The organism is Actinokineospora sp. PR83 (assembly GCF_021056305.1).
GTDB classification, from domain to species: Bacteria; Actinomycetota; Actinomycetes; order Mycobacteriales; family Pseudonocardiaceae; genus Actinokineospora; species Actinokineospora spheciospongiae.
On sequence record NZ_JAJCXD010000021.1, the window covers coordinates 1 to 25,408 of the forward strand.

General features: G+C 70.2%; 22 protein-coding genes and 2 pseudogenes. 6 read left to right on the top strand and 18 right to left on the bottom strand.

All coding sequences use genetic code 11. The annotated features are described in order from the left end of the window. Window positions 1-237 precede the first annotated feature (237 nt). A complete protein-coding gene (locus L6E12_RS07060; RefSeq protein ID WP_236227068.1) occupies window positions 238-1,722 on the bottom strand; it encodes an ATP-dependent endonuclease in 1,485 nt (494 codons plus the stop codon). A gap of 504 nt (window positions 1,723-2,226) precedes the next feature. On the opposite strand from L6E12_RS07060, the gene L6E12_RS07065 reads away from it, so the two are divergent. Beyond that, complete coding sequence (locus L6E12_RS07065) at window positions 2,227-4,284, top strand: Shedu anti-phage system protein SduA domain-containing protein (protein ID WP_236227069.1); 2,058 nt, start codon at window positions 2,227-2,229, stop codon at window positions 4,282-4,284. Between the two features lie 181 nt (window positions 4,285-4,465). On the opposite strand, the gene L6E12_RS35310 is transcribed toward L6E12_RS07065, so the two are convergent. The 5 genes and pseudogenes from L6E12_RS35310 to L6E12_RS35040 form a co-directional block, all read right to left on the bottom strand. Next, window positions 4,466-4,912, bottom strand: a complete 447-nt coding sequence (locus L6E12_RS35310; RefSeq protein ID WP_236227087.1) for a zinc ribbon domain-containing protein — start codon at window positions 4,910-4,912, stop codon at window positions 4,466-4,468. Between the two features lie 3 nt (window positions 4,913-4,915). After that, window positions 4,916-5,356: pseudogene (locus tag L6E12_RS35315) on the bottom strand (recombinase family protein); the annotation flags it as partial. A 666-nt stretch (window positions 5,357-6,022) separates the two neighbouring features. Next, entirely contained in the window at window positions 6,023-6,895 is an 873-nt protein-coding gene (locus tag L6E12_RS07080; protein ID WP_236227070.1) for a universal stress protein, read from the bottom strand. Continuing rightward, window positions 6,892-7,962 (bottom strand): HAD-IC family P-type ATPase, encoded by a 1,071-nt coding sequence (locus L6E12_RS35035; RefSeq protein WP_304523860.1) that lies wholly within the window; start codon window positions 7,960-7,962, stop codon window positions 6,892-6,894. Before L6E12_RS35035 ends, L6E12_RS07080 begins: the two co-directional genes overlap by 4 nt. A 625-nt stretch (window positions 7,963-8,587) precedes the next feature. After that, window positions 8,588-9,706, bottom strand: a pseudogene (locus L6E12_RS35040) (HAD-IC family P-type ATPase); the annotation flags it as partial. A gap of 90 nt (window positions 9,707-9,796) precedes the next feature. Between L6E12_RS35040 and L6E12_RS07090 the strand changes: the two are divergent. After that, window positions 9,797-10,441, top strand: a complete 645-nt coding sequence (locus L6E12_RS07090; RefSeq protein ID WP_236227071.1) for a hypothetical protein — start codon at window positions 9,797-9,799, stop codon at window positions 10,439-10,441. A 103-nt stretch (window positions 10,442-10,544) separates the two neighbouring features. Here L6E12_RS07090 and L6E12_RS07095 read toward each other — a convergent pair whose 3' ends face one another. From L6E12_RS07095 to L6E12_RS07110, 4 genes are all read right to left on the bottom strand, one after another. Continuing rightward, the gene (locus L6E12_RS07095) at window positions 10,545-10,961 is read right to left on the bottom strand and encodes a hypothetical protein (protein WP_236227072.1); all 417 of its coding nucleotides are present in this window, start codon (window positions 10,959-10,961) and stop codon (window positions 10,545-10,547) included. A 132-nt stretch (window positions 10,962-11,093) separates the two neighbouring features. After that, the gene (locus tag L6E12_RS07100) at window positions 11,094-11,768 is read right to left on the bottom strand and encodes a CBS domain-containing protein (protein ID WP_236227073.1); all 675 of its coding nucleotides are present in this window, start codon (window positions 11,766-11,768) and stop codon (window positions 11,094-11,096) included. Between the two features lie 51 nt (window positions 11,769-11,819). Then, complete coding sequence (locus tag L6E12_RS07105; protein ID WP_236227074.1) at window positions 11,820-12,257, bottom strand: DUF2267 domain-containing protein; 438 nt, start codon at window positions 12,255-12,257, stop codon at window positions 11,820-11,822. A 27-nt stretch (window positions 12,258-12,284) separates the two neighbouring features. Beyond that, the gene (locus L6E12_RS07110; RefSeq protein ID WP_236227075.1) at window positions 12,285-12,659 is read right to left on the bottom strand and encodes a hypothetical protein; all 375 of its coding nucleotides are present in this window, start codon (window positions 12,657-12,659) and stop codon (window positions 12,285-12,287) included. A gap of 894 nt (window positions 12,660-13,553) precedes the next feature. Here L6E12_RS07110 and L6E12_RS07115 point away from each other — a divergent pair. Continuing rightward, complete coding sequence (locus L6E12_RS07115) at window positions 13,554-14,015, top strand: CBS domain-containing protein (protein WP_236227076.1); 462 nt, start codon at window positions 13,554-13,556, stop codon at window positions 14,013-14,015. A 100-nt stretch (window positions 14,016-14,115) separates the two neighbouring features. On the opposite strand, the gene L6E12_RS07120 is transcribed toward L6E12_RS07115, so the two are convergent. Continuing rightward, window positions 14,116-14,523 (bottom strand): hypothetical protein, encoded by a 408-nt coding sequence (locus L6E12_RS07120; protein WP_236227077.1) that lies wholly within the window; start codon window positions 14,521-14,523, stop codon window positions 14,116-14,118. After that, a complete protein-coding gene (locus L6E12_RS07125) occupies window positions 14,520-14,855 on the bottom strand; it encodes a BON domain-containing protein (RefSeq protein ID WP_236227078.1) in 336 nt (111 codons plus the stop codon). Before L6E12_RS07125 ends, L6E12_RS07120 begins: the two co-directional genes overlap by 4 nt. Before the next feature lie 129 nt (window positions 14,856-14,984). Here L6E12_RS07125 and L6E12_RS07130 point away from each other — a divergent pair, with 129 nt between their 5' ends. The 3 genes from L6E12_RS07130 to L6E12_RS07140 all read left to right on the top strand — a co-directional run bounded on the left by L6E12_RS07130 (window position 14,985) and on the right by L6E12_RS07140 (window position 18,495). Further along, window positions 14,985-16,751, top strand: coding sequence for a sulfate permease (locus L6E12_RS07130; RefSeq protein ID WP_308074353.1), 1,767 nt, complete (start codon window positions 14,985-14,987; stop codon window positions 16,749-16,751). Next, window positions 16,741-17,757 carry a nitroreductase family protein gene (locus tag L6E12_RS07135; protein WP_236227079.1) on the top strand — a complete coding sequence of 339 codons (1,017 nt, stop codon included), beginning with the start codon at window positions 16,741-16,743 and terminating at the stop codon, window positions 17,755-17,757. The genes L6E12_RS07130 and L6E12_RS07135 overlap by 11 nt, the downstream gene beginning before the upstream one ends. Window positions 17,758-17,856: 99 nt before the next feature. Further along, entirely contained in the window at window positions 17,857-18,495 is a 639-nt protein-coding gene (locus L6E12_RS07140) for a response regulator transcription factor (RefSeq protein ID WP_236227084.1), read from the top strand. 4 nt (window positions 18,496-18,499) lie between these two features. Here L6E12_RS07140 and L6E12_RS07145 read toward each other — a convergent pair whose 3' ends face one another. From L6E12_RS07145 to L6E12_RS07170, 6 genes are all read right to left on the bottom strand, one after another. Further along, window positions 18,500-20,191 carry a GAF domain-containing protein gene (locus L6E12_RS07145; protein ID WP_236227080.1) on the bottom strand — a complete coding sequence of 564 codons (1,692 nt, stop codon included), beginning with the start codon at window positions 20,189-20,191 and terminating at the stop codon, window positions 18,500-18,502. A 79-nt stretch (window positions 20,192-20,270) separates the two neighbouring features. Further along, window positions 20,271-20,969, bottom strand: coding sequence for an acetate--CoA ligase family protein (locus L6E12_RS07150; protein ID WP_236227085.1), 699 nt, complete (start codon window positions 20,967-20,969; stop codon window positions 20,271-20,273). Then, window positions 20,852-22,894, bottom strand: coding sequence for a GNAT family N-acetyltransferase (locus L6E12_RS07155; protein ID WP_308074356.1), 2,043 nt, complete (start codon window positions 22,892-22,894; stop codon window positions 20,852-20,854). Before L6E12_RS07155 ends, L6E12_RS07150 begins: the two co-directional genes overlap by 118 nt. Further along, window positions 22,891-23,496, bottom strand: a complete 606-nt coding sequence (locus L6E12_RS07160; protein ID WP_236227081.1) for an HPP family protein — start codon at window positions 23,494-23,496, stop codon at window positions 22,891-22,893. The genes L6E12_RS07155 and L6E12_RS07160 overlap by 4 nt, the downstream gene beginning before the upstream one ends. A 58-nt stretch (window positions 23,497-23,554) precedes the next feature. After that, window positions 23,555-24,511, bottom strand: a complete 957-nt coding sequence (locus tag L6E12_RS35045) for a universal stress protein (protein ID WP_236227082.1) — start codon at window positions 24,509-24,511, stop codon at window positions 23,555-23,557. Next, window positions 24,508-25,408 (bottom strand): nitroreductase family protein (locus tag L6E12_RS07170; protein WP_236227083.1); only part of this gene is annotated, 901 nt, incomplete at its 5' end. The genes L6E12_RS07170 and L6E12_RS35045, both read right to left, overlap by 4 nt.

Consider the following 25,408-nt stretch of genomic DNA (forward strand, 5'->3'; position numbering starts at 1 on the left):
CATGACTGGGCCAGCACTCGTGCACTCCGCACCGTCGCCCGAATTTGGCTTCGCCACCCGCACCCGAACATGCTAACAACTACGGAAGAAAAGTAATTGCACGTAGTCGGAAGTTGAAGCGTCATGCGACCAGCAAAAACGTTGTCACCAATCCTGCTGAAAATTTCCACTCTGGCGCTCGAACGCTAGTACTTCATGAGAAAGATTCGACAGTTTCCCCAAACGGCAATATCAAAATTACGCGAGAGGAGCCAAATTGATGAAATTTGCGATCAAATCTTTGACCTCATTGGGGAATTTCTGCGCCCACATCGCAAGGAATGCGTTTGAGACAATCATCCCTGCCGTGAAATCGAGATCCTCTCCGATCTGTTCAAATATGAGATGACGATCGCGGTTTGTGAGAGCACGATCCCTGACTACCTTTTTCACGCGCTCTTGAGCGCCAACTGGCATTTGCAAAGAAACGGTTAGACGTGCAGCAAGATCATCGAGGTGCTGTAACACCAAGTCGAAAACATGCGCTTCTGGATCGCTTTCACCCGGAAAAACAAATTCTCTTTTTCCAGCGTCGACCTTGTCGGCTTGGTCGCCGTCAAGAATGCATACAGAAGGGAATTGCGAAGTGGGGTCGAGGTTATGTTGTTTATTCACCTTGAAAGCCGGGTCTTCGCCACCCATCGCATGAATCTTAATCGCATCAATCTCAATACCGCCATGGTAACGCAGTGCGGTGGCAATCATAAGTTCACCGAAAGCGTCTTCAACGAAAATTGCCAGTTTGGCGTCAATCTGCCCACTAAGGGTTCGGAGCGCTTTAATGTCCAGTTTTCCTTGAAGGACTTCGCCGCCGTACGCAGCCCAAATAGCCTTCGAGGGTAGCGGTGCCAAAGCGTCGTTGCTATGCGTCGTAAATATGACCTGACAAGACTTACGCAGCGCAACGTCAATCAAGTACTCAACCATGCGCCGTGTGGCAATGGGATGCAAACCGTTCTCGATCTCTTCAATTAGTATCATTGCACCTTCGTCGGCCTGCTCTATGGCGGAAACAATCCGAATAACACTGGCTTCTCCTGCGCCGAAATGAAATTCGGAGTACTCGCTGCCATCTGAATTTCGGACTGCGAATATTGTGGTTCTGCCCTGACTGTCAATATTAAGCCGATTGCAACCTTGCATGTCCTTGCCAAGGATTCTCTCCACTGCATCGACGACAGACTCCGGCAATGCAACCTCGCCTTTGGCGACGAAGCTACTACCAATAGCTTTGATCAACTCTTTACGCTCTGTGGCTGCAACAGTTCGCGATACGCCGAAGTAGTATACGGGCCGTTCAACGGCTTTCCGATTCCATTTCAATTGAGGAAAACTTGCGGTCCGTTGCACAGGCAGGCGGGCATTGAGAGTCTTATCAATAATCTCATATTCAATTGTCCAATTTTTCATGCTTGCGTCATAGCGCCCACTCTTCGCAAAAAAAGTTCCAGGGGTAATTCCTTTGTAAGCCAAGCCAGCCGCACCTAGAATCGTCGTTTTTCCTCCCCCGTTGGGGCCAACCAGGGCAGTGACTGGGAAGTCAAAACTGACGACCCTATCAACGAACTTTCGGATTCTTTTAAGGGTGACTCTGCGCAGGTAGGCGCTGTACTTCAAGCCAGCTACTTTATCTTCCAAACGCTGGATTTCGCTGTCGCGGATTTCGCTGCGATACTCGCCCAAGGCTCGACTCATTCCTTTTCGTGACAGCGACTATTAGACGCTGCGCGCACTGTGATTTGCGATACTAGCAGATCGCGCGCACGATGCACCATCTTTCATAGGCCATTTTATACAATACCGACTCAACAGAGACTGGAGCGAAACTGTTGTGGTTGCCAATTCAGTTAATCCTCAGCGTTGTGGTTAACGAGCAACTCGTGCCTTGGAACCAGCACCATACCTACTATGGAGGTGGATGGTCACATTGACCGTCCACTCTTCCGCTGTGTAGAGCATCTTCAGGTCAACGGTCTCGTAGAAGTCTCGCAGGTCGAAGCTGAGCGCGACTTGCCACGCCGACTGGGACGTTGGTGTCTTCCTAGCCAGGGGCTCCACAGCAGGACTCCTTTGGTCCATCTGCGTCTTGATCTTGATCAGCTAACCAGGTCGAGCTAGTTCGCCACGTCAAGGGCCAATCTGTCGATCCGCCTACCATGTAGACCGGCGAGGGTCCATCCTTGTGTCATGACTCCGTTCGCTGGTTCCGCAACTCCACACGATGCCCCTAGGATCACGTTGCTCACGCGACGCGAAATTTTCGACTATCTGCGTGGCGATGGTGGCCCGTGGTGGGGGCGACTCGACGAGATCGAATTTTTGGAGCCTCTGTACGATCTCGACAAGCTGTCGTCGACAGATCCTCGATTCAAGACAGCGCGACAAGACATTACTCAGCATCGAGTTGTCAACCCACAGGATTGGCCCGACGACTGGGTGTTCGATTTCCCGTATTTTGGACTTGTCGATGGCTCCGACGAGGAACTCCTCGATTTCCTCGTACGGGTGGTACATCCGGAAGCACTACCCGATGTCGATCAAACATTGCTGCGTGTCGAGAAGTTAAATTACCTTTTGGGGGCGGACGGATGGGCCCTTCGTAGCTTTCAATTTCTATCAGGTCGGCCAATTTACACATCAACTCCCGTGCAAGCTACTAGTTTGCTAGCCTCCTTGCCGCTCCATGATGATGAGGTCAGCAAACTGGACCTTGTCCTCGGACAAACCTGCGCGCTACTTGACCGCGATGGTGAGGGCATGGCACGTGATCTGGTCCGAGCGTCCGCTCTAACGCTGCGTCAAGATGGCGGCTACTACCACCCTATTCCTGACGATAATTGGCAGGCAGTCACATATGAGGCAGTTCTCACCGTTCCTTCAGTCCTATTGCCTGTCTTTACAGAAACAGTGATCGGTGAGATATGGCAAAGACTAAAAACCGTGCTCGCTCATTTTGAGCGCGAAGATGTGCAGTCCCTTTTGATCCTAGGCCAACTCGAACCACTGCCCCGCGTATCGCAAGATTGGAGAAACGAGGTAACTATTCCTGTCCTTCCTGGGCCAGAACAATTTCGCATTGGCCCACCGAGGACAGAGTTTGATGTGACGACACAAGACTTCTCTGACCTAGAAATTCGAGGTCGAGATTTTGCCTACTTTTATGATACGCGTAGAAATTGCCCGGTAACCGAATTTAGACTCGACGATCGACCGCAAGTAGCCACTTTGTGCAACGTCACCCTTGTCAATAGGGATGGGTTGCTCACGCCCAGGATCAAATTGTGGAAAAAAGACAAGGCCAAGATCGCCAGAACGGTTGCCATGGAAATGATACCTGGCATCGAGATTTCCTACTACATTAAGGCGCTTGTCGACACCAGCGACGTCCACGAAAACTTTTGGAGGGTCATTCAATTCCTTCAAGACTGCGTTGAACTGGACTTTCCTCAAAGCAAACCCCGGCCGAACAGTAGCAATGAATCCGAGTTGACTCTGCTTCTGGCTGGCCAGGATCGGACGAAACTCCTCGAAGCTGTCAGGACTGCAATCGGCGGTAGTCTCACGGAAAAAGATATTCAACTGATCAGCAACCGTAAGTCGCAACTTCAGCGCTTTTGGCGACTTCTGAACGATTCAGAATACTTCAACCAGGTTCGCAGTCAGACCGCAGGTCCGGAAGCGGTCTGGCAAGCTCTTTTCGAAGACAATCCGTGGATTTTCGGATATGGACTCAACCTGGTAGCCTGCGCGCCATTGACCGATGGAAAGCTGGAACGTATTACAACCGGTGCCAACATCTTCACGGGAGCGGGAAAACGCAGTGATGCAGTTATGCGCTCCAAGGGCTTCATCAGCAGTCTACTGCTGTGTGAAATCAAAACCCATATAACGCCCCTACTAGCCAACACGCCGTATCGTGCTCCGGACGTCTATCAAGTCTCCAAAGATGTCGTCGGCGGAGTAGCCCAAGTGCAAAAAACGGCCCATAAAGCCCTACGGCTAGTCACTGGCGAGTTGCACAGGCTCTATGACGATGACGGGTCCGCAACAAACATTGAGATCTCGACTGCCCGCCCCCGACAGGTTTTAGTGATAGGAAGCCTTAGCGAGTTTGCCGATCGAAATTTGGCAAATCCGGAAAAAGTAACCTCATTCGAGCAATACAGGCAGTCCATTAAAGATGTCGAAGTTATCACATTTGACGAACTTTACGAACGGGCTTGTTTTATTGTCAAAGATCAATAGCTCCTGTTGTGTTGCGGTCATTATGACGACTGGAGGATGAGCGTTGTGGTTAGCGTGCAACTCCGGCCTCGGACACTCCTTTACCCCACGGATTCGCCCCGCGGTCAGCCAGCAGACCTCGGGGCACCGTGTGCCCGACTGTCGATCACAGGCTGTCCGCTCGAGCAGCGTCGGTGTGGTTTCAGCCCAAGTGCAAAGCACCCCGCCCTGATCGGGTCAGCACGTTCGCCCGCCGTTGGGTCATCGATGGTCTCAGCCCTCGATTGTGGTGGGTGCAGACGATCTCCAAGCCGCGCTCAGCCAACTGCTCGATCAGCTTCGAGGCCGTGTCCCCGCCGTCGACCTCGAGCAGACCGGGGAGGGCGTCGAGGAGGTGCTCCTCCCGCGCGTAGACGTTGCGCGGCGCCCTTGCGGGTCGAGGGCCGGCGCTGGTGTACCCGTGACGGCACCGGTAACCGGCGTGACCATGGACCCGGTGCCCGTCCATCCGGCGATCGCACACCCCGCACACCACCAAACCGGCCAATACGTGACGGCGGGTCTCGCCGTTCTTCGCCGTCCCGATACCCGGCACCGCGGTGAACGTGGCGTCGTCGACCGACGGCTCGTGAGCGGTTCCTTCCGACACCACCCACTCCGTCGCCGGGTTGCGACCGCTCAGTCCTGAGCCGCGTCCACGTGGGCGACCGCCTCGACCGTGGCCCTTCGTGCCATGTCGGTTCCACACCTGCCGACCCGTGTACCACGGATTTTCCAAGATCGTCGCCACCGTGCGGGCGATCCACCCCTGTCCTGAACGGTGCGGGTTTCTCGACGGGTCTGCGCTGGATGGGCACGGAACCCCGCGGTCATTCAGCTCACGGACGATCGAGGACACTGTCCTTCCGGCTGCACGCTGGGTGAACAGCCACCGCACCCATGGCCCGGTCTCCGGGTCCGGCTCCAACACCTGCACCCGCCGCCCCCATCGCGCATGCATCACATTCGGGTGCGGGCCACCGTCGACCAACCGGTAGCCATACGGCGGGCGGCCACCCAGGAACCGGCCCTGCACCCGGGTCTGCTCTCGCATCGCCGCCAACACCCGCTGCCGCGCACGCACCGAGCCTGCGCACCCAACAGAACCATCAACGCCTGGTGCACGGGGCTGTCCAGTTCAACCAGGCCACCTGCTTCCGGCAGCCAGATCCCCACACCCACACGGCCCAACCTGGCTGCCACCTCCCGAAATTGATCACCGTGGAAAGCCCGCTCGTACTCCCCCACCACCACAGCATCGAATCCACGACCGGGAGCCTCCGCAGCGGCCATCAAGGCAGCCGCAGCCGGACGGTCTGCCCACGACCAACGGCGTGAACAGCCCTCGTCGAAGAACTCGACCGCCACGTCACCGAACCCCTCAACCACTTCATCCGACATCGCACGCTGCCACGCCCGCGACGTCGCCGGATCCTGAAAATCACTCGTGGACGTCCGCCCGTGGAAGGCGAACCGCACGCCACCCACAGGTATCTCCCTCCAGGCGCCAGCACCCGTTTCCCCTGCACTCACCTGACATCGCCACCTTCTTCGCTCGTTTCACCCGGTCCGATGAGGAACACCGCTCGTCACTCGAGATGACGTGGCGCATCCACTGGCTGCTCTGAGGCGATCCGACGGGAGTGGAGTGTCTGCTCCGCGGGTACTCCACTCCGGTGCGCGGTGGATGAGGTTCGACCGCGCACGGGGCTGCCACCGTTCACCACACCTCGCGGACCACCGCTGTCGGGCAGTGGGCGTGGTGCAGTGCGTATCGGCCGGTGCCCCCGAGGGGGAGGGCGGTGAAACCGCCGTGGCCGCGGGCGCCGACGACGAGCAACCGGGCGTCGGCCGCGGTCTGGGTGAGCACGCGGCCCGGGTGTCCGCCCAGTAGGGAGAGGTGGACGGGGACGTCGGGGAATTCGGTGTGCAGGGGTTCGGTGGCGGCGGCGAGTTGGGCCGCGTGCAGTGGTGCGTCGTGTTCGTCGCGGACCTGGACTTCGTGGTCTCCGGGGATCAGGGACGGGACGACCATGGTGGCGGTGAGGGCGACCCCGAGCCGGGCGGCTTCGGTGGCGGCGAAGGCGAGGGTGCCCGCCGACGACGGGGACCCGTCTACGCCGACCACCACACCGCCCGTTCCGCCCTGCTCTTGGCCGACCACGACCACCGGGCAGCGCGCGTGCGCGGCCACCTGGTCGCTGGTGGAGCCGAGCAGGAGCCTGCCGACGGCGCCGAGACCGCGGGCGCCGACGACTACCATGGCGGCGTTTGCGCTCTCCTCGACCAGGGCGCCTGCCGCGGTCGCGGTCGGGAAGGCGCCGGTGACCTCGACTCCCGGCGCCGTGGAGCGCGCATGGGCCAATGCGGCGTCGAGGAGCTGCTGGGCGTCCGCGCGGAGCCCACCGTGCGGGGCGGTCTTCGTCGGCCTGTCGGGCACCCCGAGCAACGACCAGACGAAGGCGTGCACGACGCGCAGGGGGCGGTTGGTGCCCACGGCCTCGGCGATCGCCCAGTCCAGGGCCTGTCGCGCGTACGGTGATCCGTCGACGCCGACCACAACGGGGTGTCGGGCCCGATCCTGGCTGTTCATCGGGTTGCCTCCATCGAGCGGTGGGTGGGATCGGTGACGCGTGCGGCCCGGTGCCGCTTGGCGGCGAGGTCGGCGAGCAGCACGACGGGGATGGCCGCCGCGGCCAGCACCCAGCCCAGTGGCGTCGGCGCTGTTCCGCGCAGCAGTTCGGGCAGCGGTGGCACGAACAGGAAGATACCCAGCACAGCCACCTCGACCGCGACGGCGGCCAGCAGGACGGGGTTGCCGCGCCAGCCCGCCCGGTGGGTCGCGCTGCGGCAGGCGAACGCGTTGCCGAGTTGGCCGAGCACGATCGCGGTGAACGCGGTGCCCGAGGCGGTGGCCAGCAGCGCGGGGTCGGCCTCGGCTCCGAAGGACCAGCCGCCCGACCACAGCACCAGCAGGAACGCGCCCATCGCGGTGACCGCCTCCACCGGGCCCAGCAAGCCGAACGCGCGGCGCAGCACGGGGCCGTCGAGCAGCGGGCCCCGGCGGGCTGCCCCGCGCATGGTGCGGGGGTTGGCGGGTTCGGCGCCCAGGGCCACGGCGGGCAGCAGGTCGGTGCCGATGTCGAGCGCCAGGACCTGCAACACGGTGATCGCCAGCGGGATCTGCCCGCCCGAGAGGGCCCACAGGGCGAATGGCGCGAGTTCGGCGACGTTGTCGGTGAGGCGGTAGGTGAGGAACCTGCGGATGTTGGCGAAGGTCGCGCGGCCCAGCCGCACCGCGGCCACGATCGTGGCGAAGTGGTCATCGAGCAGGACCAGGTCCGCCGCCTCGCGCGCCACGTCGGTGCCGGAGGCGCCCATCGCGACACCGATGTCGGCCGCGCGCAGGGCGGGGCCGTCGTTGACGCCGTCACCGGTCATGGCGACCACGTGCCCCCGCGATTGCAGGGCGCGGGCGATGCGCAGCTTGTCCTCGGGTGCCACCCACGCGACCACGACCCCGTCGTGGTCGAGGAGCCCGGCCAACGCGGTTTCGTCGGTGGGCAGCTCGGCGCCGGTCAGCACGGGGGCGTCCGGCAGTGCGAGGCCGACCTCCCGCGCGATCGCAGCCGCCGTCCCGGGGTGATCGCCGGTGATCATCCCGATGCTGATGCCCGCCTGCCTGCCTGCACGCGGTGATCGCGTCCGCCACGTCCGGGCGCGGCGGGTCCTGCAACGCCACGAGACCGAGCAGGTCCAGGTCGCTCTCGGCGGCGGTCGCGGAGTCCGCGTCCGCTCGCCTCGGGTTTGCCCGGTGGGCGACGGCGAGCACGCGCAGGCCGCGGCGGCTCAGCGCGTCCACCGCCGCGTGCGCGTCGGGGGAAACCGCGCGGCACAGCGGGAACACCGAGTCCGGGGCCCCGGTGACGTGCACGCCGTCGTGGTCGAGCACCGAGGAACGCCGCCTGCGCGGGTCGAACGCGTGCCGCGCGGTGGGCTGCGGGGCCGCGGTGACCCCGGTCTTGGCGGCCAGGACGTGCAGGGCGACCTCCATCGGGTCACCGACCGGCTGCGGGCGGCCCGCTCGCGTAATGACCCGGGCGTCCGGGGAGCAGCGGGCGGCGGTGTCGGCCAGGGCGGGGAGCACGGCGAGGGCGGCGTCGGGGCCGGTCGCGGAGCCCTCGATGGTGTAGCCGCTGCCCGACACCTCGACTTCACCGGCCGGTGTCCACACGCGCACGACGGTCATCTCGTTGCGGGTGAGCGTGCCGGTCTTGTCGGTGCAGACGAAGGTGGTCGCGCCCAGTGTCTCCACCGCCTCCAGGCGGCGCACGAGCGCGTTGCGGGCCGCCATCCGCTGCGCCGCGACCGCGAGCGAGAGCATCACGGTCGGCAGCAGGCCCTCGGGCACGAGCGCGACGGTCACCCCGATCGCGAACAGGAAGCTGTCGGTCCCCGAGAGCCCGAGCAGCAGCGCGATGCCGAAGAACACGGCGCCGACCACCAGCGCGACCGCGGCGATGACCAGCACGACGCGGTGCAGTTGCGTCGCCAGCGGGCTGCGCAGCTTGGTCGCGTTCGCCGTGACTGCGGCCACGGATGCCAGCCGGGTTCCGGCTCCGGTGGCGACCACCTCGGCAACGCAGGTGCCCTCCACGGCGTAGGTCCCCGCGCACAGCCGCTCCCCCGGCGACCGCCGCACCGGCACGCTCTCCCCGGTCAACATCGACTCGTCCACCGTGAAACCAGAGCCGCTCACGACCACGGCGTCGGCGCACACGCGGTCCCCCGCGGTCTCCAGGACCACGTCCCCGACGACCAGTTCCTCCGCCGCGACGACCACGGTGTGCCCGTCGCGGCGCGCGCTCGCCCGCACCGGCAGCAGGTCGCGCAGTCTCTGCGCGGCCTGGTCGGCGCGGTACTCCTGGACGAAGGAGAACGCGGCGTTGACGACCACGACCACCGCGATGGCCACGCCCAGTTCCGGCATGCCCGCCACGACCGCGAGCAGCGCCGCCGCCCACAGCATGAGCGCGAAGAAGTGCACCAGTTGCCTGCCCAGGACCACCACCACCGGGGTGCGGCGGGGAGCGGGAAGTCGGTTGGGACCGTCCCGGCGCAGCCTGCGCGCCGCCTCGGTGGTGGCGAGGCCCTCCGGTCTGCGTTCAGTCGTGGCCGCTGTGGGCACCGGGAGAACCCGGACGGCGGTGTGGCGGCGGTGATCATGCGTCCACGGTGGCCGGTCGGGTGGAGCGGCTCCAGGGCAGAGAAGACCACCCCCGCGGGACTTTCGGCCGAGGAAGCAGGGCGGTGTGCGGGCTGCGCTGGGCTTGTGCCTGTCGGACATGGGCCACGGAGGGATGCGACCTGCGGGCTCGGCGGTAGCTCCACGACAGTGGACCATCACGGCGACTTCTCTCTGGCAGCCGGTCTCGGAACAACTGGTCGTGTGCAGCACTTGCGGCGCAGCCCGGGAGACGGAGAGGCTCGAACCATGATCGGCGAAATCGACAGACTAGCGGCAGCCGCGGCCACCGAGTTGACCCTCCGGTCGCGCGGGAACCGGTGGACGCACCTGCCGTTGTGCGTCGTGGAAGCGGTGTTCTCCATCAATGCCCGCTACGGTGGCGTCGTGCGCGTGTGCCGCGCCCATGCTGACCACTTCTCGCTGATAGACCCGTTGCTGCCTGCGGCAACCGCGGATGAGGTGATCGGTACCGGTCGTGAGGTTCCTGTGGACACCTTGGCGGATGTCGGGCACCGACTCGGCGCAGAACGGCTCGCTGACGAGGTTTTTCGCAGCCGCGGCCGCACCAGCCCACGTGGAGGAATCCTCAAGGCAGAGGCCGCGATCCGTTGCGCACAGGTCTTGGTCGGCGTCGGTGTGCACCGGATCGGAGATGTCGCCGGACTGCTCGCCGATCCGGGCCGGTTGGTCGACACCGAGCGGCGGCTTGCGGAAGTACCCGGCCCTGGCGCAGGCGCGCGCCTGTCGTACCTGTGGATGCTTGCCGGAGACGACCACCGCGTCAAGGCCGTGGGAGGTGGACCACGCGATATGGCGCCGCGAGTCGGGCCGGGCGTGACCGATTCTCGTGCCCGGGTGACGTGCGCGAACCCGAACTGCTTGTGGAAATGAGAATTTCCGGAGTATTCGGCCCAGTACAATGCACCGGCCGACGACCGAGCCACCAAGGTGCGGTGCTCGGCAGAGAGCACGAAGACAAGGCGTGCCGGCCGGCTCACAGGCCGCGGCGAAGTCGGAAGATCCAATGTGGGAGCCCGGCTTCGGGAAGGCTGCTGCGAATCCGGTTGCGATCGGAACCGGTGAACTCGAAGGCGGCGACATGCGCCGGGCTGATGACCGCGCCCTCGATGTCGTGGTTGTCGGGGCTCTTCACCGACGCCACGAGGTACTGACCGAGACGGCTGGCAAGGCTGTGGTGTACACCGATGTCCCGACCACCGACCTCGACATCACTTCCGAGCGCTCGACGCACCTCGGGAAAGCGTGCGTCGAGCCTGATGGCGATCTGGTAGACGGTGAGGTAGGGCCGACCGGCCTGGGACGGAACATCCGGGTGGAGCGGCACTTCCTCCAGGACGGTTCTGACCATGTGGTCGATGTCGATGCCGAGTTGCTGCCAACGGGAGGTCATGGGGTGATCATGGTGGCTGCGGGGCGGCCGGAGAAGACGGCAAGCGGGTGTGGTGGGCGTCTTCTCCGGCGGTGACCACTACCATGCGCACCGCGGCGTCCGCCGTGCTGGTACCGGGACCGTGTTGCGGGATCAGTCGTCCCAGGCGAGGGCGGACGCGGGGATCGGGTCGAGGTGGACCGAGCGGACCCCGGCGACGGTGCGGCACAGCGCCACCACCAGGCCGCGCTCGGCGTCGTCGGCGAAGTCCCCGGACACGGTGACGGCGCCGTCGACGACGGCGAGGGTCCACCCGCGCCTGCTGCCCGCGTAGTCGTCGAGCAGGGCACGGACCTTCGCCTGCACCACGTCGTCGGTCCGGACCAGGGTGCGCAGCAGGTCCCGCCGGGCGAGCACCCCCACCAGCAGGCCGCGCTCGACCACCGGCAGGCACCGCGTCCCCGTCGCGAGCATCGTGTCCACGACCGCGGTGACCTCCGCGTCCGGACCGACCACCTCCACCGGGCGGACCATCACCTCACCCACCGCCCGGTCCGCCCCCAGGCCGGGGGCGGCCACGCACCGCAACAACTCCGACTCACCCACCACGCCCGTCACCCTCCCGGCGTCGTCGACGACCGGCAGACCCGCGTACCCGCACTCGGTCACCAGGGTCACCGCCTGCCGCAACGGGGTCTCCGGGCGGACGGTCACCACCGGGCGGGTCATGACGTCGCGCACGCGCATCGCTTCACCCGGCCGGTCGGCGGGATCACCCGACCCGCCCGGGTCGTGCGTGGTCCTCGGCCCCAGCAGCTCTCCGGTCATCGTCTCTCCTGGTCTCGATCGTTGTGTTCCCGCGCCTGGACCGCGCGGTCGTCAGGAATCGCCCGCCTCGCCGCGGAGCAGGTCGCGCAGCTCGGCGGGCAGCGTGCCGAGGACCTTGTCCACGAGGCTGCCGCTCATCAGCAGGTCCAACCGGGACGTCACCACCGAGAGCACCTCGGGCACGTCCTTGCCGCGGATGCCCGCGGCCTCGGCGAAGCGACCGCTGAAGGTCCTCGGGTCCGAGCGGTACGGCACGTGTTCGGGTTTCCAGCCCTCGTAGAACGTCCCGCGCAGCAGTTCGGGCAGTTGGGAGGCGAAGCGCGCGGCGGCGGGCACGGCCAGTTCATCGCGGACGAGGTGCAGCCAGGCGCGCACGACCCGGTGCACGAAGACCTCGTCGGCGGTGGGGAACCCCGCGGCGACCTGGTCGACCCACCGGTGGGCGCGGTGGGCGGCGGTGTCGAAGGCGGAGCTGTGGCGCACGGTCATCGTGGTTCCTGTTCTGATGGGTGGGGTTCACCGCGCCCGCACGGCGGCGGCGTAGGTGACGGCCTGGGCGAGCGGGCGGCGGGGCGTCGGAGCCGAAGGGGTCGGGGGAGCCGCGAAACCGAGCCGGAGAACGGCGTGCGGGACGGCGCCGACCAGGCGGGAGAGGGCGGCTCGGACCGCGGGTGCCTCGACGGCGGTCGCGAGGTGGGAGACGGCAATCCCGGCGCAGTGGGCGCGGAGCAACACGTGTTGCAGGGCACGACCTGCCACCAGCTGCTCGCGGGGGCTGTCGGTCGAAGTGGTGAGCACCGCCGGCAACGGGTCGCGATCGACCAGGGTCACGTGGCCCGCCGCGTCGCCGCCGAAGTCGCGCACCGGGTGCGCGTGGCCCCGGATCGGCACCGGGGGGGTGGCCGGAACCCGTCCAGAAATCGCGTTCGACGCGGTAGGCCGGGTCCTGTTCGAGCAGCAGCGCGGCACGGCGGGCCAGGTCGAGCACCGGGGCGGAGTCCGCGGGGATGTCGAGGAGTCGGAGGTGGGCGCGTTCGGCGGTCGCCGCCCGGCACAGTGCCGCGCGATCGGTCAACGACGCCGTGCGGCCCAGGAAGGGGCCCCGGTTGGTGCGGCGGTGCGGGATGGCTCCCGCCAGGGCGATCTCCAGCGCTGTCGTGCGGTGCGGTCTGCCGCGCAGGAGGAGGACTTCGGCCAGCAGGTCCGGTTCCGCGTCGTCGGGCAGCAGGCGCACGGCGCTCGACCGGCCTGCCGCCCCCAACGCCACCGTCAGGTTGAACAGGGTCGCCCCGCAGGCCAGGCGTGCCTCGCGCGCCTCGGGATCGGCCACCACGAGCAGCCGCGTGCGGTCGAGCCACAGGCGCACCCGGACCCCGGCGGCCTCCCAGCACCACGGCTGGGTGCTGTACCGCGACGGCGCGCGCACCGCCGCGGCCGGCGCGGCGTGCAGAGCCGGGCCCGGCGTGGAAGCGCGGTCGGTGCTCATCGGTGTCCTTCTTCCGGGTGTGCGGAGAATTCCGGGGTTCGGGCTGTCCGCCCCAGGGTCGCGACGACCGGTGCGCGGTGGCCGCACCCCTCGTGCCCCGTCGCGCCGGGCCGTTGGTCCCGGGTCGGGTGGCAGGCGCCCGCGCCCTCCGCGCGAACCACGGGCGAACCGTCGTCGCGCACCGCCGGAGGTCCCGTCGTCCCAGGACCTCCGGGTCGGCCACCGGGGGTTTTCGCCCGCGGCGCCCGCCGCGCGATCCCGCTTGGCGTCGGTGGGCAACCGAGGAGAAGGAGGCTGCCGTGCAGCACCGCATGGTTCTGCGGGTCATGACGAGCGAGCCTGCCGTCGCGCACACCGACACCGGTTTCGCCGCGATGGTGGAGCTGATGGCGGGCAACCGGGTGCACACCCTGCCGGTGGTCGACCGGACCGGCAAGTTCGTGGGGGTGGTCAGCCGCTCCGACGTGCTGCGGGTGTTCCTGCGCCCCGACCACGAGATCGCCGAGGACATCGACCGGGAGGTCTTCCGCCGGGCACTGGGGGTCGACCCGACCACGTTGGAGATCCGAGTGTCCGACGGCATCGTGCGCCTGGGCGGCACGGTGGAGCGGCGCAGTTGGGTCTCGGTGGTCGGCAGCCTGGTCCGCCAGGTCGACGGGGTCGTGGACGTGGTCAACGCGCTGGGCTACACCTGGGACGACACCGCGGTGACCATCCCCGACGCGATGGCGGTCGACATCACCGCGGACCCGCGGCGTTGACCCGGGGCCGGGCGGTCGGTCCACGACCGCCCGGCGAGCGGAGAGCCGCCAGGCGCGAGTCCGGCGTCGAGGCGGGTACTCGTGGCGGCCCGCCACCGGATCACCTCGCCCGTGCGGACCGCCTGCCCAGTGCGACGAGGGCCAGCCCGTAGGCCAGGCACACCGGTTGCAGCCAGTGGACCTCGCGGATCACCGCCGTCTCCACCACGATCCAGGCCACCAGGAGCGCGCCCGCGGCCCGCACGGCGGTGGTGGCGGACGGGGACCACCGCCACGTCAGCACCGCGGTCCACGTCATCGGGAGCCCCACGACGACGAGCAGGGCGAGGCCTGCCAGTGCGGGGCTCCCGAACGGCAGGCGCTGCTCGACCTCGGCGCCGAGGTCGAGACCGCCGCCCGCGAGGCCCACGGCCCCCGCCAACGCCCAGAGGGCCATGAAACCGGTGGCGGTCACAGCGACGGACCGCCACGGCAGGCGGCGGCTGTACCCGCGCGGCGCGGTGCTCACCGGTTCCTCCCCGCGTTCGCCCGGTGCGCGCCGAAGCGCGGGAGGTGGGGGTGCCACCGGTAGACGGGGTGGTCGTCCCAGACGCAGCGCAGGCGGTCCCGCACGGTGACGACACCGGGCACCTCGGCGACCCGGTCGCGGACGACCTCGGCCTGCCCGCACCAGTCGAGGCGGCCGACGAGCCAGACGGTGCCGTCCTCGACGAGGGTGTGCACCAGGGACGTGTCGACGCCGGGGACGGCGGGCAGCACCTGGTGGTCCAGTTCGGACTTGATGTCCTCGTCGGGGCGGCCGACGGCCCTGGGGTGGGCCACCGGGAATGTGGTCGACATCGCCTCTCCTCTCCTCGTTCTCGGTGCCCACGCTGCCCCCGGCCCGCGGGGGTCGACAGGGACCGAGGAAGGGGAAGGCGGGGACCTTCGACACCGGGCACCGGTGTCCGGCCGGGGCATGCTCGACCAGTGCGCAAGCGACGGACGAGGGGCTGGGCCAGGGCGGACGTGCTGGCCGGGGTGACGGTGGCCGCCTACCTCGTGCCGCAGGTGATGGCCTACGCCCAGGTGGCCGGGGTGCCGCCCGCGCTGGGTTTGTGGACGGTCGTGGTGGTGCTGCCGCTCTACGCGGTGCTCGGGTCCTCGCCCCAGTTGTCGGTGGGGCCGGAGTCCACGACCGCGCTGATGACCGTGGCGGTCGTGGCGCCGATGGCGCACGGCGACCCGGTCCGGCACGTGGCGCTCGCCGCCGCGCTGGCGGTCATGGTGGGGGTGGTGTGCCTGGTGGGCGGGCTGGCCCGCTTGGGTTTCCTGGCGGACCTGCTCTCCAAGCCGATCCTCACCGGCTACCTCGCCGGGGTCGCGGTGATGATGGTCGTCGGGCAGTTGGGGCGCGTCACCGGCACCGGCGTGTCGGGGGCGAGCACGGCCGAGGAGTTCCGGTCCTTCCTGGGCGTGGCGGGGCAGGCGCACCCGCCGACTGTGCTGCTGGCCGCGGGCACGCTCGCCTTCCTGCTGCTCGGCGGTTTCCTGCTGCCCAGAGCGCCGATGCCGCTGCTGGGCATCCTGGGCGCGGCGGCGGTGGCCGCGGTGTTCTCCCTCGGCGCGCACGGCGTGGCGATGGTCGGCGCGGTCGACGTGGCCGGGCTGCACCCGGGTGTGCCTGCCGTGTCGGGGGCGGATCTGGTGGCGCTGGCGGTACCCGCGGTCGGGGTGGCGGTGGTGGCCTATTCGGACACCATGCTGACCGCCCGGTCCTTCGCCGCGCGCAACCACTACCGGGTGGACGCCGAGCGGGAGATGTACGCCTTGGGCGCGGTGAGCGTGGCCGCGGGCCTGGCAGGTGGGTTCCCGGTCAGCAGCAGCGGCAGCCGGACGGTGATCGGCGACGCCATGGGCAGTCGCTCGCAACTGCACTCGGTGGTCGCGGCGGTGCTCGTCGCGGCGGTCCTGCTCTGGGGCGGTGGCCTGCTGGCGGTGTTCCCGAGCGCCGCCCTGGGCGCGCTCGTCGTGCACGCCGCGCTGCGCCTGGTCGACGTGGGGCAGTTCCGCAGGCTGGCGCGGTTCCGGCGCAGCGAGCTGGTGCTGGCGCTCGGCACGACCGCGGCGGTGGTGGTCCTGGACGTGCTGCACGGCGTGCTGATCGCCGTCGCGCTGTCCATCCTGGACCTGCTGCGGCGGGTGGCGCGACCGCACGACGGGGTGCTCGGGTACGTACCGGGGATGGCGGGGATGCACGACGTCGCCGACCACCCCGGCGCGAGCCCGGTGCCCGGTCTGCTGGTCTACCGCTACGACGCCCCGCTGTGCTTCGCCAACGCCGAGGACTTCCGCGGCAGGGCACTGGCCGCGGTCGACGCCGCCGACCCGCCGGTGCGGTGGTTCCTGCTCAACGCCGAGGCCAACGCGGACCTCGACGTCACCGGCATCGACGCGCTGGAGGACCTGCGGGCGGAACTGGCCGCCCGGGGCATCGTGGTCGCGCTGGCCAGGGTGAAGCAGGATTCGCTGGACGACTTGGCGCGCGCGGGGCTGGTCGACCGGATCGGCCGGGACCTGGTCTTCCCGACCCTGCCCACCGCGGTCGAGGCGTTCCACCGGTGGGCCGCGGCAACCCCGATGGTCCCTGCCCGGCCGGGACCACCCGCCCTGTGCGCGGGCCCGGCGGCGGCGCAGCCTGGAGTCCTGGCCCGATTCGCGCGGGTCGTGCGAGGAGGTCCTGACCGTGTCCGCTGACGTGCCCGACAACAACCCCAGCGCGGTCGCTGCGGTTCCCGACGAGGAAACCCTGCGAGCCGCCGTCCGGATGGCGTGCTGGGCGCCGTCGGTGCACAACACCCAACCCTGGCGGTGGCGGCTGTCGGCGGGCGCGGTGCACCTGTTCGCCGACCGCGACCGGGCGCTGCCCGCCACCGACCCCGACGGCCGGGACCTGCTGATCAGCTGCGGGGCCGCGCTGCACCACCTGCGGGTGGCCCTGGCCGCCTTCGGCTGGGCGACGAGCACCACGCGGATGCCCGACCGCGCCGACCCCGACCACCTCGCCGCCGTGACCACCCGGCGGGCGGTGTCGGACCAGGGCGGGATGGCCGACGCGGTGGCCATCACCCGCAGGCACAGCGACCGCCGCGCCTACACCTCCCGGGCGCTCGACCGCGCCACCCTCGACGTCTTGGTCGAGCGCGCCGCCCGCGAGGGCGTCGTCGCCGAGGTGGTCCGCTCGACCGGCGCGCGGCGGGCGCTGCGGGTGCTGATCGCCGAAGCCGACCGCAGGCAGAGCGCCGACGACCGGTACCTCGGCGAACTGGCCCGGTGGAGCGGCCGACCCGCCGGGTCACCGGACGGGGTGCCCGCGCGCAGCACCCCGGCGGCGACCCGGGTCGGCGACCTGGTGGTCCGCGAGTTCTCCGCGCCCGCGCTGCTGCCCTCCCCCGGTGCCGACAACGGCGGGGAGCTGCTGGTCCTGGGCACCGGCTCCGACGACGGCGAGTCGCGGCTGCGGGCCGGGGAGGCGACCAGCGCCGTGCTGCTGGCCGCGACCGCGCTGCGGCTGGCGACGTGCCCGCTGACCCAGCCCATGGAGGTCCCCGAGATCCGGGAGCTGCTGCGCACGGCGGTGCTGGCCGCGGACGCCGTGCCGCAGATCATCCTGCGGGTCGGCTGGCCCGCACCGGGGTCGGGGGAACTGCCGCACACCCCTCGGCGGTCGCCGGACTCGGTGCTCGACGCGCGCCGCGGTTGAGGCAGGGACCAAAGTCCCTGCCCGCCTCCGCCCACCGGCGCACGCGGGAACCCCCGTGTCCGGCCTACAGTCGTGCGGGACGACGAGGAAGGCGGCAACATGGGGATCCGGGTGTTCCTGGTGGACGACCACCAGATCGTGCGGCGCGGGGTGGCCGAACTGCTCGACGAGCCCGGCATCGAGATCGTCGGTGAGGCGGCCTCGGTCGCCGAGGCGCTGGTGCGGGTGCCCGCGGCCACCCCCGACGTGGCGATCCTGGACGTGCGGCTCGGCGACGGCAGCGGGGTGGAGCTGTGCCGGGAGCTGCGGTCGCGGCTGCCGGACCTGCGCTGCCTGATGCTGACCTCCTACGCCGACGACGAGGCGCTGTTCGAGGCGATCCTGGCCGGGGCGTCGGGTTTTGTCCTCAAGCAGGTTCTGGGCACCGACCTGGTGACCGCGGTGCGCACGGTCGGGGCGGGCGGGTCGCTGCTCGACCCCAGGACCACCTCGGCCCTGTTGGACCGCATCCGCCGCGAACGCACCGAGTCCGACCCCCTCGCGGAACTCACCGACCAGGAGCGGACGGTGTTCGACCTCATCGGCGAGGGGCTGACCAACCGGGAGATCGGCGAGCGGATGTTCCTGGCGGAGAAGACGGTCAAGAACTACGTCTCGCACCTGCTGGCCAAGCTGAAGATGCAGCGGCGCACCCAGGCCGCGGTGCTGGCGGCCGAACTGCGCCGCGGCAGGCGGTAGCCGCTCACTGCAGGGGGACCCGCCAGCGGACCACGGTGCCGCCGCCCTCGGCGGGTTCGACGTCGCAGTGGCCGTGGCACTGCTCGGCGCGGTGGCGCAGGTTGGTCAGGCCGCTGTGGCGGGTGGGCTCCCCCAGGCCGACACCGTCGTCGGCGACCTCGACCAGCAGGTCGTCCCCGGCGTGCACCGAGACGGTGATCGTCGAGGCGCCGGAGTGGCGCACGGCGTTGCTGAGCGCCTCCCGCAGCACGGCCGCGGCGTGGTCGCCGACCGCGGCGGGGACCAGGGTGTCGATGGCGCCGGACATGGTCACGGCGGGCGAGGTCTCGGCGTCGGCACCGACCTCGGCGGCGATGTCGAGCAGGCGGCGCCGCAGGCTCTCGGCCCCGTCGACGGCCTGCAGGTCGAAGATCGAGGTGCGGATCTCCCGCACGGTCTGGTCGAGTTGCTCGACGGCGCGGTGCACCCTGGTCCGCACGTCGGGGTCGGTGATCCGGCGCAACGTCCCCTGCAGGCTCATCCCGGTGGCGTAGAGGCGCTGGATGACGTGGTCGTGCAGGTCCTCGGCGATGCGCTCGCGGTCGGCGAGGACGTCCAACAACCGCTGGGTGCGCTGCTTCTCGGCCAGTTCCAGCGCCACGGCGGCCTGCCCGGCGAAAGCGGCCAGCAGCGGTGACAGGTCCACGCCGAACGGCCGTCCGCCCTTTTCCCGCAGGGCGATCAGGACTCCGCCCGCGGTCCGCAGCGCCACGGCGATGGCGGGTCCCAGTCGCGCCACCCCGGTTCCGTCCGCCACGGCGGCGAGGTCGGCGACCAGCCGCGGAGTGCCTGCGTCGCCGATGTCGGCGAGCAGGTCACCCAGGGCGCGGAGGTCCGCGGTGTCCAACCCCTCGCCGAGGGTCCCCTCGGCGGCGGCCACGGCCAGCTCACCGTCGCGGGAGCTGTCGGCGAGCAGGATGAGTGTGCAGTCCGCGCCGGTCAGCTCGGTGACCCGGCGGGCGATGGTGTGCAGCGACTCCTCCTGGCTGACCCCGGCCAGCAGGCTGGTGTTCACCTCGGCCGCCGCGGTCAGCCACCGCTCCCTGGCCCGGGAGCGCTCGAACAGGCGCGCGTTCTCCACCGCCACGCCCGCCGCGGCGGCCAGGGCCTGCACCACGGCCTCGTCGTCGGCGGTGAACTCCGCGCTGCCGCGCTTCTCGGTCAGGTAGAGGTTGCCGAAGATCTCCCCGCGCACCCGCACCGGCACTCCGAGGAAGCAGGTCATCGGCGGGTGGTTGGCCGGGAAGCCGACCGAGGCGGGGTGCTCGCGCAGGTCCGGCACCCGGATCGGTTCCGGGTGTTCGATGAGCAGCCCGAGCAGGCCCCGCCCCTCGGGCAGGTGCCCCATGTGCGACCGGGTCTCGGCATCGATGCCCTCGTGCACGAACCGGGCCAGCCCACCGGCCTCACCGAGCACGCCGAGCGCGCCGTAGCGGGCGTCGACCAGCTCCGTGGCGGCGCGGACGATGCGTTGCAGGGTCGAGTCGAGTTCCAGGCCCGCGCCGACGGCCATCACCGCGTCGAGCAGGCCCTGCAGGCTGTCCCGGGTGGTCATGATCTCGCCGAGCCGGTCGTGCACCTCGCCGATGAGCTCGTCCAGCCGCAGGCCCGACAGCAGGTCGGTCGCCTTGGCGGTGGGCGGGGACTCGTCGCGCATCTGCGCTCCTGCTCCGTCGAGTGTGGGGTGATCCCAGATTGGCACCGGCGGTGAGCCCCGGCAACCAGCCCTTGGTCACTCATCCGGGCCAGCCGCGCACCAGCGGGTCGGTCGCGGCGGTGGGCACCAGCCGCACCCGGGCGTCGACCGCGCTGACCCCGGTGGCACCGATCACCACCGGGTTGAGGTCCAGCTCGCGCACCGACGGCACCAGTTCGGCGAGCCGGGCCACCCGCCGGACGACGTCGGCCAGCTCGTGCGGCCGGTCCGCGCCCGCGACCAGGTCGGCGACGTCGGACTCGGTGAGCGGGCACAGCCGGACCCGGTGCCCGGACCCGGCCTCGGTGGCGCTGCCGCCGGGTCCGCACACCACCAGCGGACCGAACCGGGCGTCGCCGCGCACCCCGACCAGCCATTCCGCGCCGAGTTCGACCATGGGCTGGACGAACACCCCGCGCAGCCGGTCACCGAAGCGGTCGACGAGGGCGGTCACCGCCGCCCGCGCGCCCCCGTCGTCAACGACGCCCAGGTGGACCCCGCCCTCGGCGGCCTTGTGCAGCAGGCCGTCGGTGACGGCCTTGACCGCCACCGGCCCGTGCTCGCCGACCACCCGGACGATCTCGGCGACCGCGGCCCCGACCGGGACGAGGTGCCCCGCGGTCACCGGGACGCCTGCTGCGGCGACCAGGTCCAGGCTCGCCGCGGGGTCGGACCACCCGTCCGCGGAGGACTTCGCCGCGATCCGGTCGGCGGTGGCGAGCAGGGCGGGGACGTCCAGGTCGGGCACGGCGGCGGCGACCGCCGGGCGGTCCAGCCACGCCCTGCGGTCAGCGGCGTGGGCCAACGCGCGCACGGCGGACTCCACGTCGGCGTAGACGGGGACGACCACGCCCCGCGGGTCTCCCGCATGACGCCCACGGCCTGGCCGGGCCGGACGAACAGCAGCGGCACGCCGCATTCGCGGGCGGCCCGCGCGGCCGGGCCCAGCCCACCCGCCGGGTCGCCGAGTGCGGTGGGGACGGTCAGCGCCACGACCGCGTCCACCCCGTCGTCGGCGGCCACCCGGGCCACCACCGCGGTGAACACCTTTTCCTCGACGACCGCCGTGGTGTCGACCGGGTTGCCGACGGCGGCCCCGGCGGGCAGCGACGCGGACAGCTCGGCCCTGGTCCCGGGGTGCAGTTCGGCGACGGTGAGGCCGTGGCGGGCGCAGGCGTCCGCGGCCAGCACCCCGATCCCGCCCGCGTTGGAGACGATGGCGACCCGGGGAGCGGCGGGCAGCGGTTGGGTGGTGAACAGGGTGAGCACGTCGACGGCCTCGGCGATGCCGTCGACCGCGGTGGCGCCGGTGTGCCGGTACAGGGCTGCCACGGCGACCGGTGGGCTGGTCAGCGCCGCGGTGTGCGATCCGGCCGCGCGGACCCCGGCCGCGGAGATCCCGGCCCGGATCACCACAAGCGGCTTGCGCCGGGCCAGCGCGGCGGCGAGCCTGGCGAACCTGCGCGGGTTGCCGAAGGACTCCAGGTAGGCGACGACGGCCCCGGTGCCCTCGTCTGCGGTCCACCAGTGCAGCAGGTCGTTGGCGCTGACGTCGAACTTGTCCCCGAGCGAGACCATCGCCGAGATGCCGCAGCCGACCCGGCCGAGGTCGTGGGCGAGCGCGATGGCCACCCCACCGGACTGGGTGACCACACCCACCCGCCCGGGCGGCGGCACCCGGTCGAGGAAGGTCGCGTCGAGGCGGGTCGCCGGGTCGGTGTTGAGCACCCCGACGCAGTTGGGGCCGACCATCCGCATGCCGTGGGTCCGCACCAGCGCGCGCAGCGCGTCGGCGGCCCCGGGGCGGGCGGACAGGCCCGAGCTGGTGACCACCACGGCGCGCACGCCGTGCTCGGCGCAGTCGCGCACCACCGCCACCACCGCGTCGGCGGGCACGCACACCACGGCCAGGTCCGGCGCGAACGGCAGGTCCCGGACCCGCTGGTGGCTGCGGACGCCGAGGACCTCGCGGGCGTGCGGGTTCACCGCGGCGAGGTCCCCGGTGAACCCGCCGTGCAGCAGGTTGCGCAGGACCGCGTGCCCCACCGAGTGCGGCGAGCGGCCCGCGCCGACGACGACCACCGACCTCGGCCGCAGCAGCGGTTCGAGGGTCAGCAGGTCGGCGCTGCGGTCGCGGGTGTCGACGGCGGCGCCGTAGCGGGCGGTGTCGGCCAGCGGCACGGTCACGTGCAGCACGTCGTCGTCACGTTCGCAGCGCAGCGGCAGGCCCAGGTCGGTCAGCGCCCTGAGCATCCTCGGGTTGGTGGCGAGGACGTCGGCGGTCAACGCGGTCAGGCCCCGGGAGCGCGCCGTGGCGACCAGCGACTCCAGCAGGAGGGTGCCCAGGCCGTGGGACTGGTCGTCGTGGTCGACGACGACGGCGAACTCCGCGGTGTCGGCCCCGGGGTCGGCGGCGTAGCTGGCGGCGGCCACCAGGTGCCCGTCGCGGAAGGCGCCGAAGGCGGGGCGGCCCACCCCGTCGGCGGCGGTGAGGCTGTCGACGTAGCGGTCGACGTTGACCCGGCAGAGGGTGAAGAAGCGCAGGTAGCGGTCATCGGGGGTGAGCCGGGCGTGCAGGGCGCGCAGTTCGTCGCGGTCGGGCTCCCCCAGCTCGCGCACCGACACGGTGGCACCGTCGGCGGTGAGCGCCCACGTGGCGCTCACCCGGCGACCTCGGCGTGCACGACGCCCGGCACGGCCTCGGCCAGGACCCTGGCCACGTGGCCGTCGGTGGGGTCGCACTGGTCGGGTGCGAAGGAGTCGGTGATGGTGACCGCACCGCCGTCGACCGCGATCCGCCAGCGGCCCGCCCCGCCGAAGTCGCGGAGGCGGTGCAGCACGTCGGCGGCGATCTCGGCGTCCGGCCTGGCCAGCAGGCGGACCAGGTCCCGGCGGGTGACCACCCCGACGACCCGGGAGCCGGAGACGATCGGCACGCAGCGCCTGCGGTCGTCGACCATGGTCCTGGCGAGCACGGCGACGTCGGTGCCCGCGCCCATCGCCACCGCCGGGGTGGTCATGACCTCCCGGACCTTGCCGGGCGGGCGGGGGGCGCCGTCGGATTCGGCGGTGCGGAAGCGCGGGTCGGCGGGGAAGCGCTCGCGCACGAGGTCGGCCTCGGTGACCATCCCGACGAGCCGGTCGTCCTCGTCGACGACCGGCAGCGCGGTGAAACCGTGTCGGGACAGCAATTCCGCTGCGCGCTTGACCCCGTCGTCGGGTCGCACGGTGACCACCGGGGCGGACATGACCTGTTGGGCTCGCATCGGGCTTCTCCCTGGCTGATGAGGTGTCGGGTCCACAGTGGCAGCGGCGCGGGGCCGGTCACCGCGGTCCGAGGTCACTGGTGTCCCGGGACTTGTGGTCCGCGGGCCGGGTCGGGGCGACCGGGACCACCGCGACCGGGCACGGGGCGCGGTGCAGCAGCGCGGAACTGGTGGCGCCCAACCCGGAACCGGGCAGCAGGTGGATGCCCCGCGTGCCCACGAAGACCAGTTGCGCGTGCTCGGCCTGGCGCAGCAGCGCGTCCCGGGGGTGTGCCTGTGCCACGACCGCGCGAGCGTCGACCCCCGGGTGTCGGGGCGCGTGCCGGTCGAGCCACTGCCGCAGCAGCCGCAGTTCGTCGGTGGCCAGGCCGGACCAGTCGGCGGGCAGCAGGGGCGGCGGGCCCAGGGTGGTGAACCCGTTGTCGCCGAAGGCCCGCACGGCCACCAGCGGGGCACCGCGCAGTTCGGCCTCGGCGAACGCCAGCCCGAGCGCGGTGTCCCCCGCGGCGGAGCCGTCGACCCCCACCACCACCGGGCCGCCCCGCCGCGGTTCACCGCGCACCACGACCACGGGGCAGGGGCTGTGCGCGGCCACCGCAGCGGACACCGACCCCACCAGCAGACCGGGGAACCCGCCGAGGCCGCGGGCGCCGGTGACCACCATCAGCGCCGTCCCGGCCGCCTCGATCACCACCACGGGTGCGGACCCGGTGCGGATCTCCCGGGTGACCTCCAGGTCGGGGTGCGCCGCGGTGACCGCGGCCGCGGCCTCGACCAGCGCCCGCTCCCCCTGTTCGGCGAGGGCGGACAGGCACGCCCGGTGCAGGCGGGTGGGTGCGGGCCGGAAGAAGTGCGGCGGGACGCAGGCGTGCACCAGGCGCAGCGGCACCCGCCGCAGGTCCGCCTCGGCCGCGGCCCAGGTGGCGGCGGCGAGTGCGGCGGGCGACCCGTCGACCGCGGCGACGACCGCGGGCGGGGCGGGCTCGGCGTGTCCCGCGTCGTGTTCCGCGTTCACCGGTCCCCTCCGCCCGTCTCGACCGTGACGACCTCGGCGACCGGCCTGCGCGGGGTCGGTGGCCTGCCGTAGCCGTAGCCCAGGCGCAGCACCGCGTGCGGAACACCGCCGACCAGGACGCGCAGCGCCGAGCGGACCGCGGGGACCTCGATGGGCTGGGACAGGAACGACGAGGCCAGCCCCTCGTGGTCGGCCCGCAGCAGCACCCGCTGCATCGCCTGGCCCGCGAGCACGTGGTCGCGCGGGGTGTCACCGGGGGTGGTGAGCACGGCCAGCAGCGGGTCCTGCTCGAACCGGTCCACGGCGGCGTCGTCGCGCCCGTCGGTGAAGTCGCGCGGGACCAGCACGCCCTCGTGCGACGGCGCCCGGAGCGCCACCCAGGCGGGCACCCCGTCGGTGCGGTCCGGTTCGCGCCGCACCCAGGCCCGCAGCTCGCGCCGGTAGTCCTCGTCCTGACCCTGCACGTGGTCGGCCCGGTTGACCAAGGCGACCAGCTCACCGGGGTGGTCGGGGACCAGCAGCCGGGCCCCCTCGGCGAACGCCGTGCGCACCAGCGCGGCGCGGACCCGCCGCGGCACCTCGCGGTCGAGGAACGGGCTGCGGTTGGTGTGCCTGCGCGGGATCGCCCGCGCCAGGTCGGTTTCCTCCCCGCTGGGCCGGTGCGGACCGCCGAGCAGGGTCCGGGCCAGCAGGTCGGGGTCGGCGCGGTCGGGCAGGACGGTGGTCACCTCGGCGCTGCCCGCCGCACGCAGGGCCAGGCGCAGGTTCGCCAGGGCCGCGCCGCAGGACAGGCGGGCCTCGTGGCCGCCGGGGTCGGCGACCGGGAGGACCCTGGCGCGGTCCAGCCGGGTGTCGATGTGGTCGGCCGCGGCGACGAACGACCAGGGCTGGGTGTTG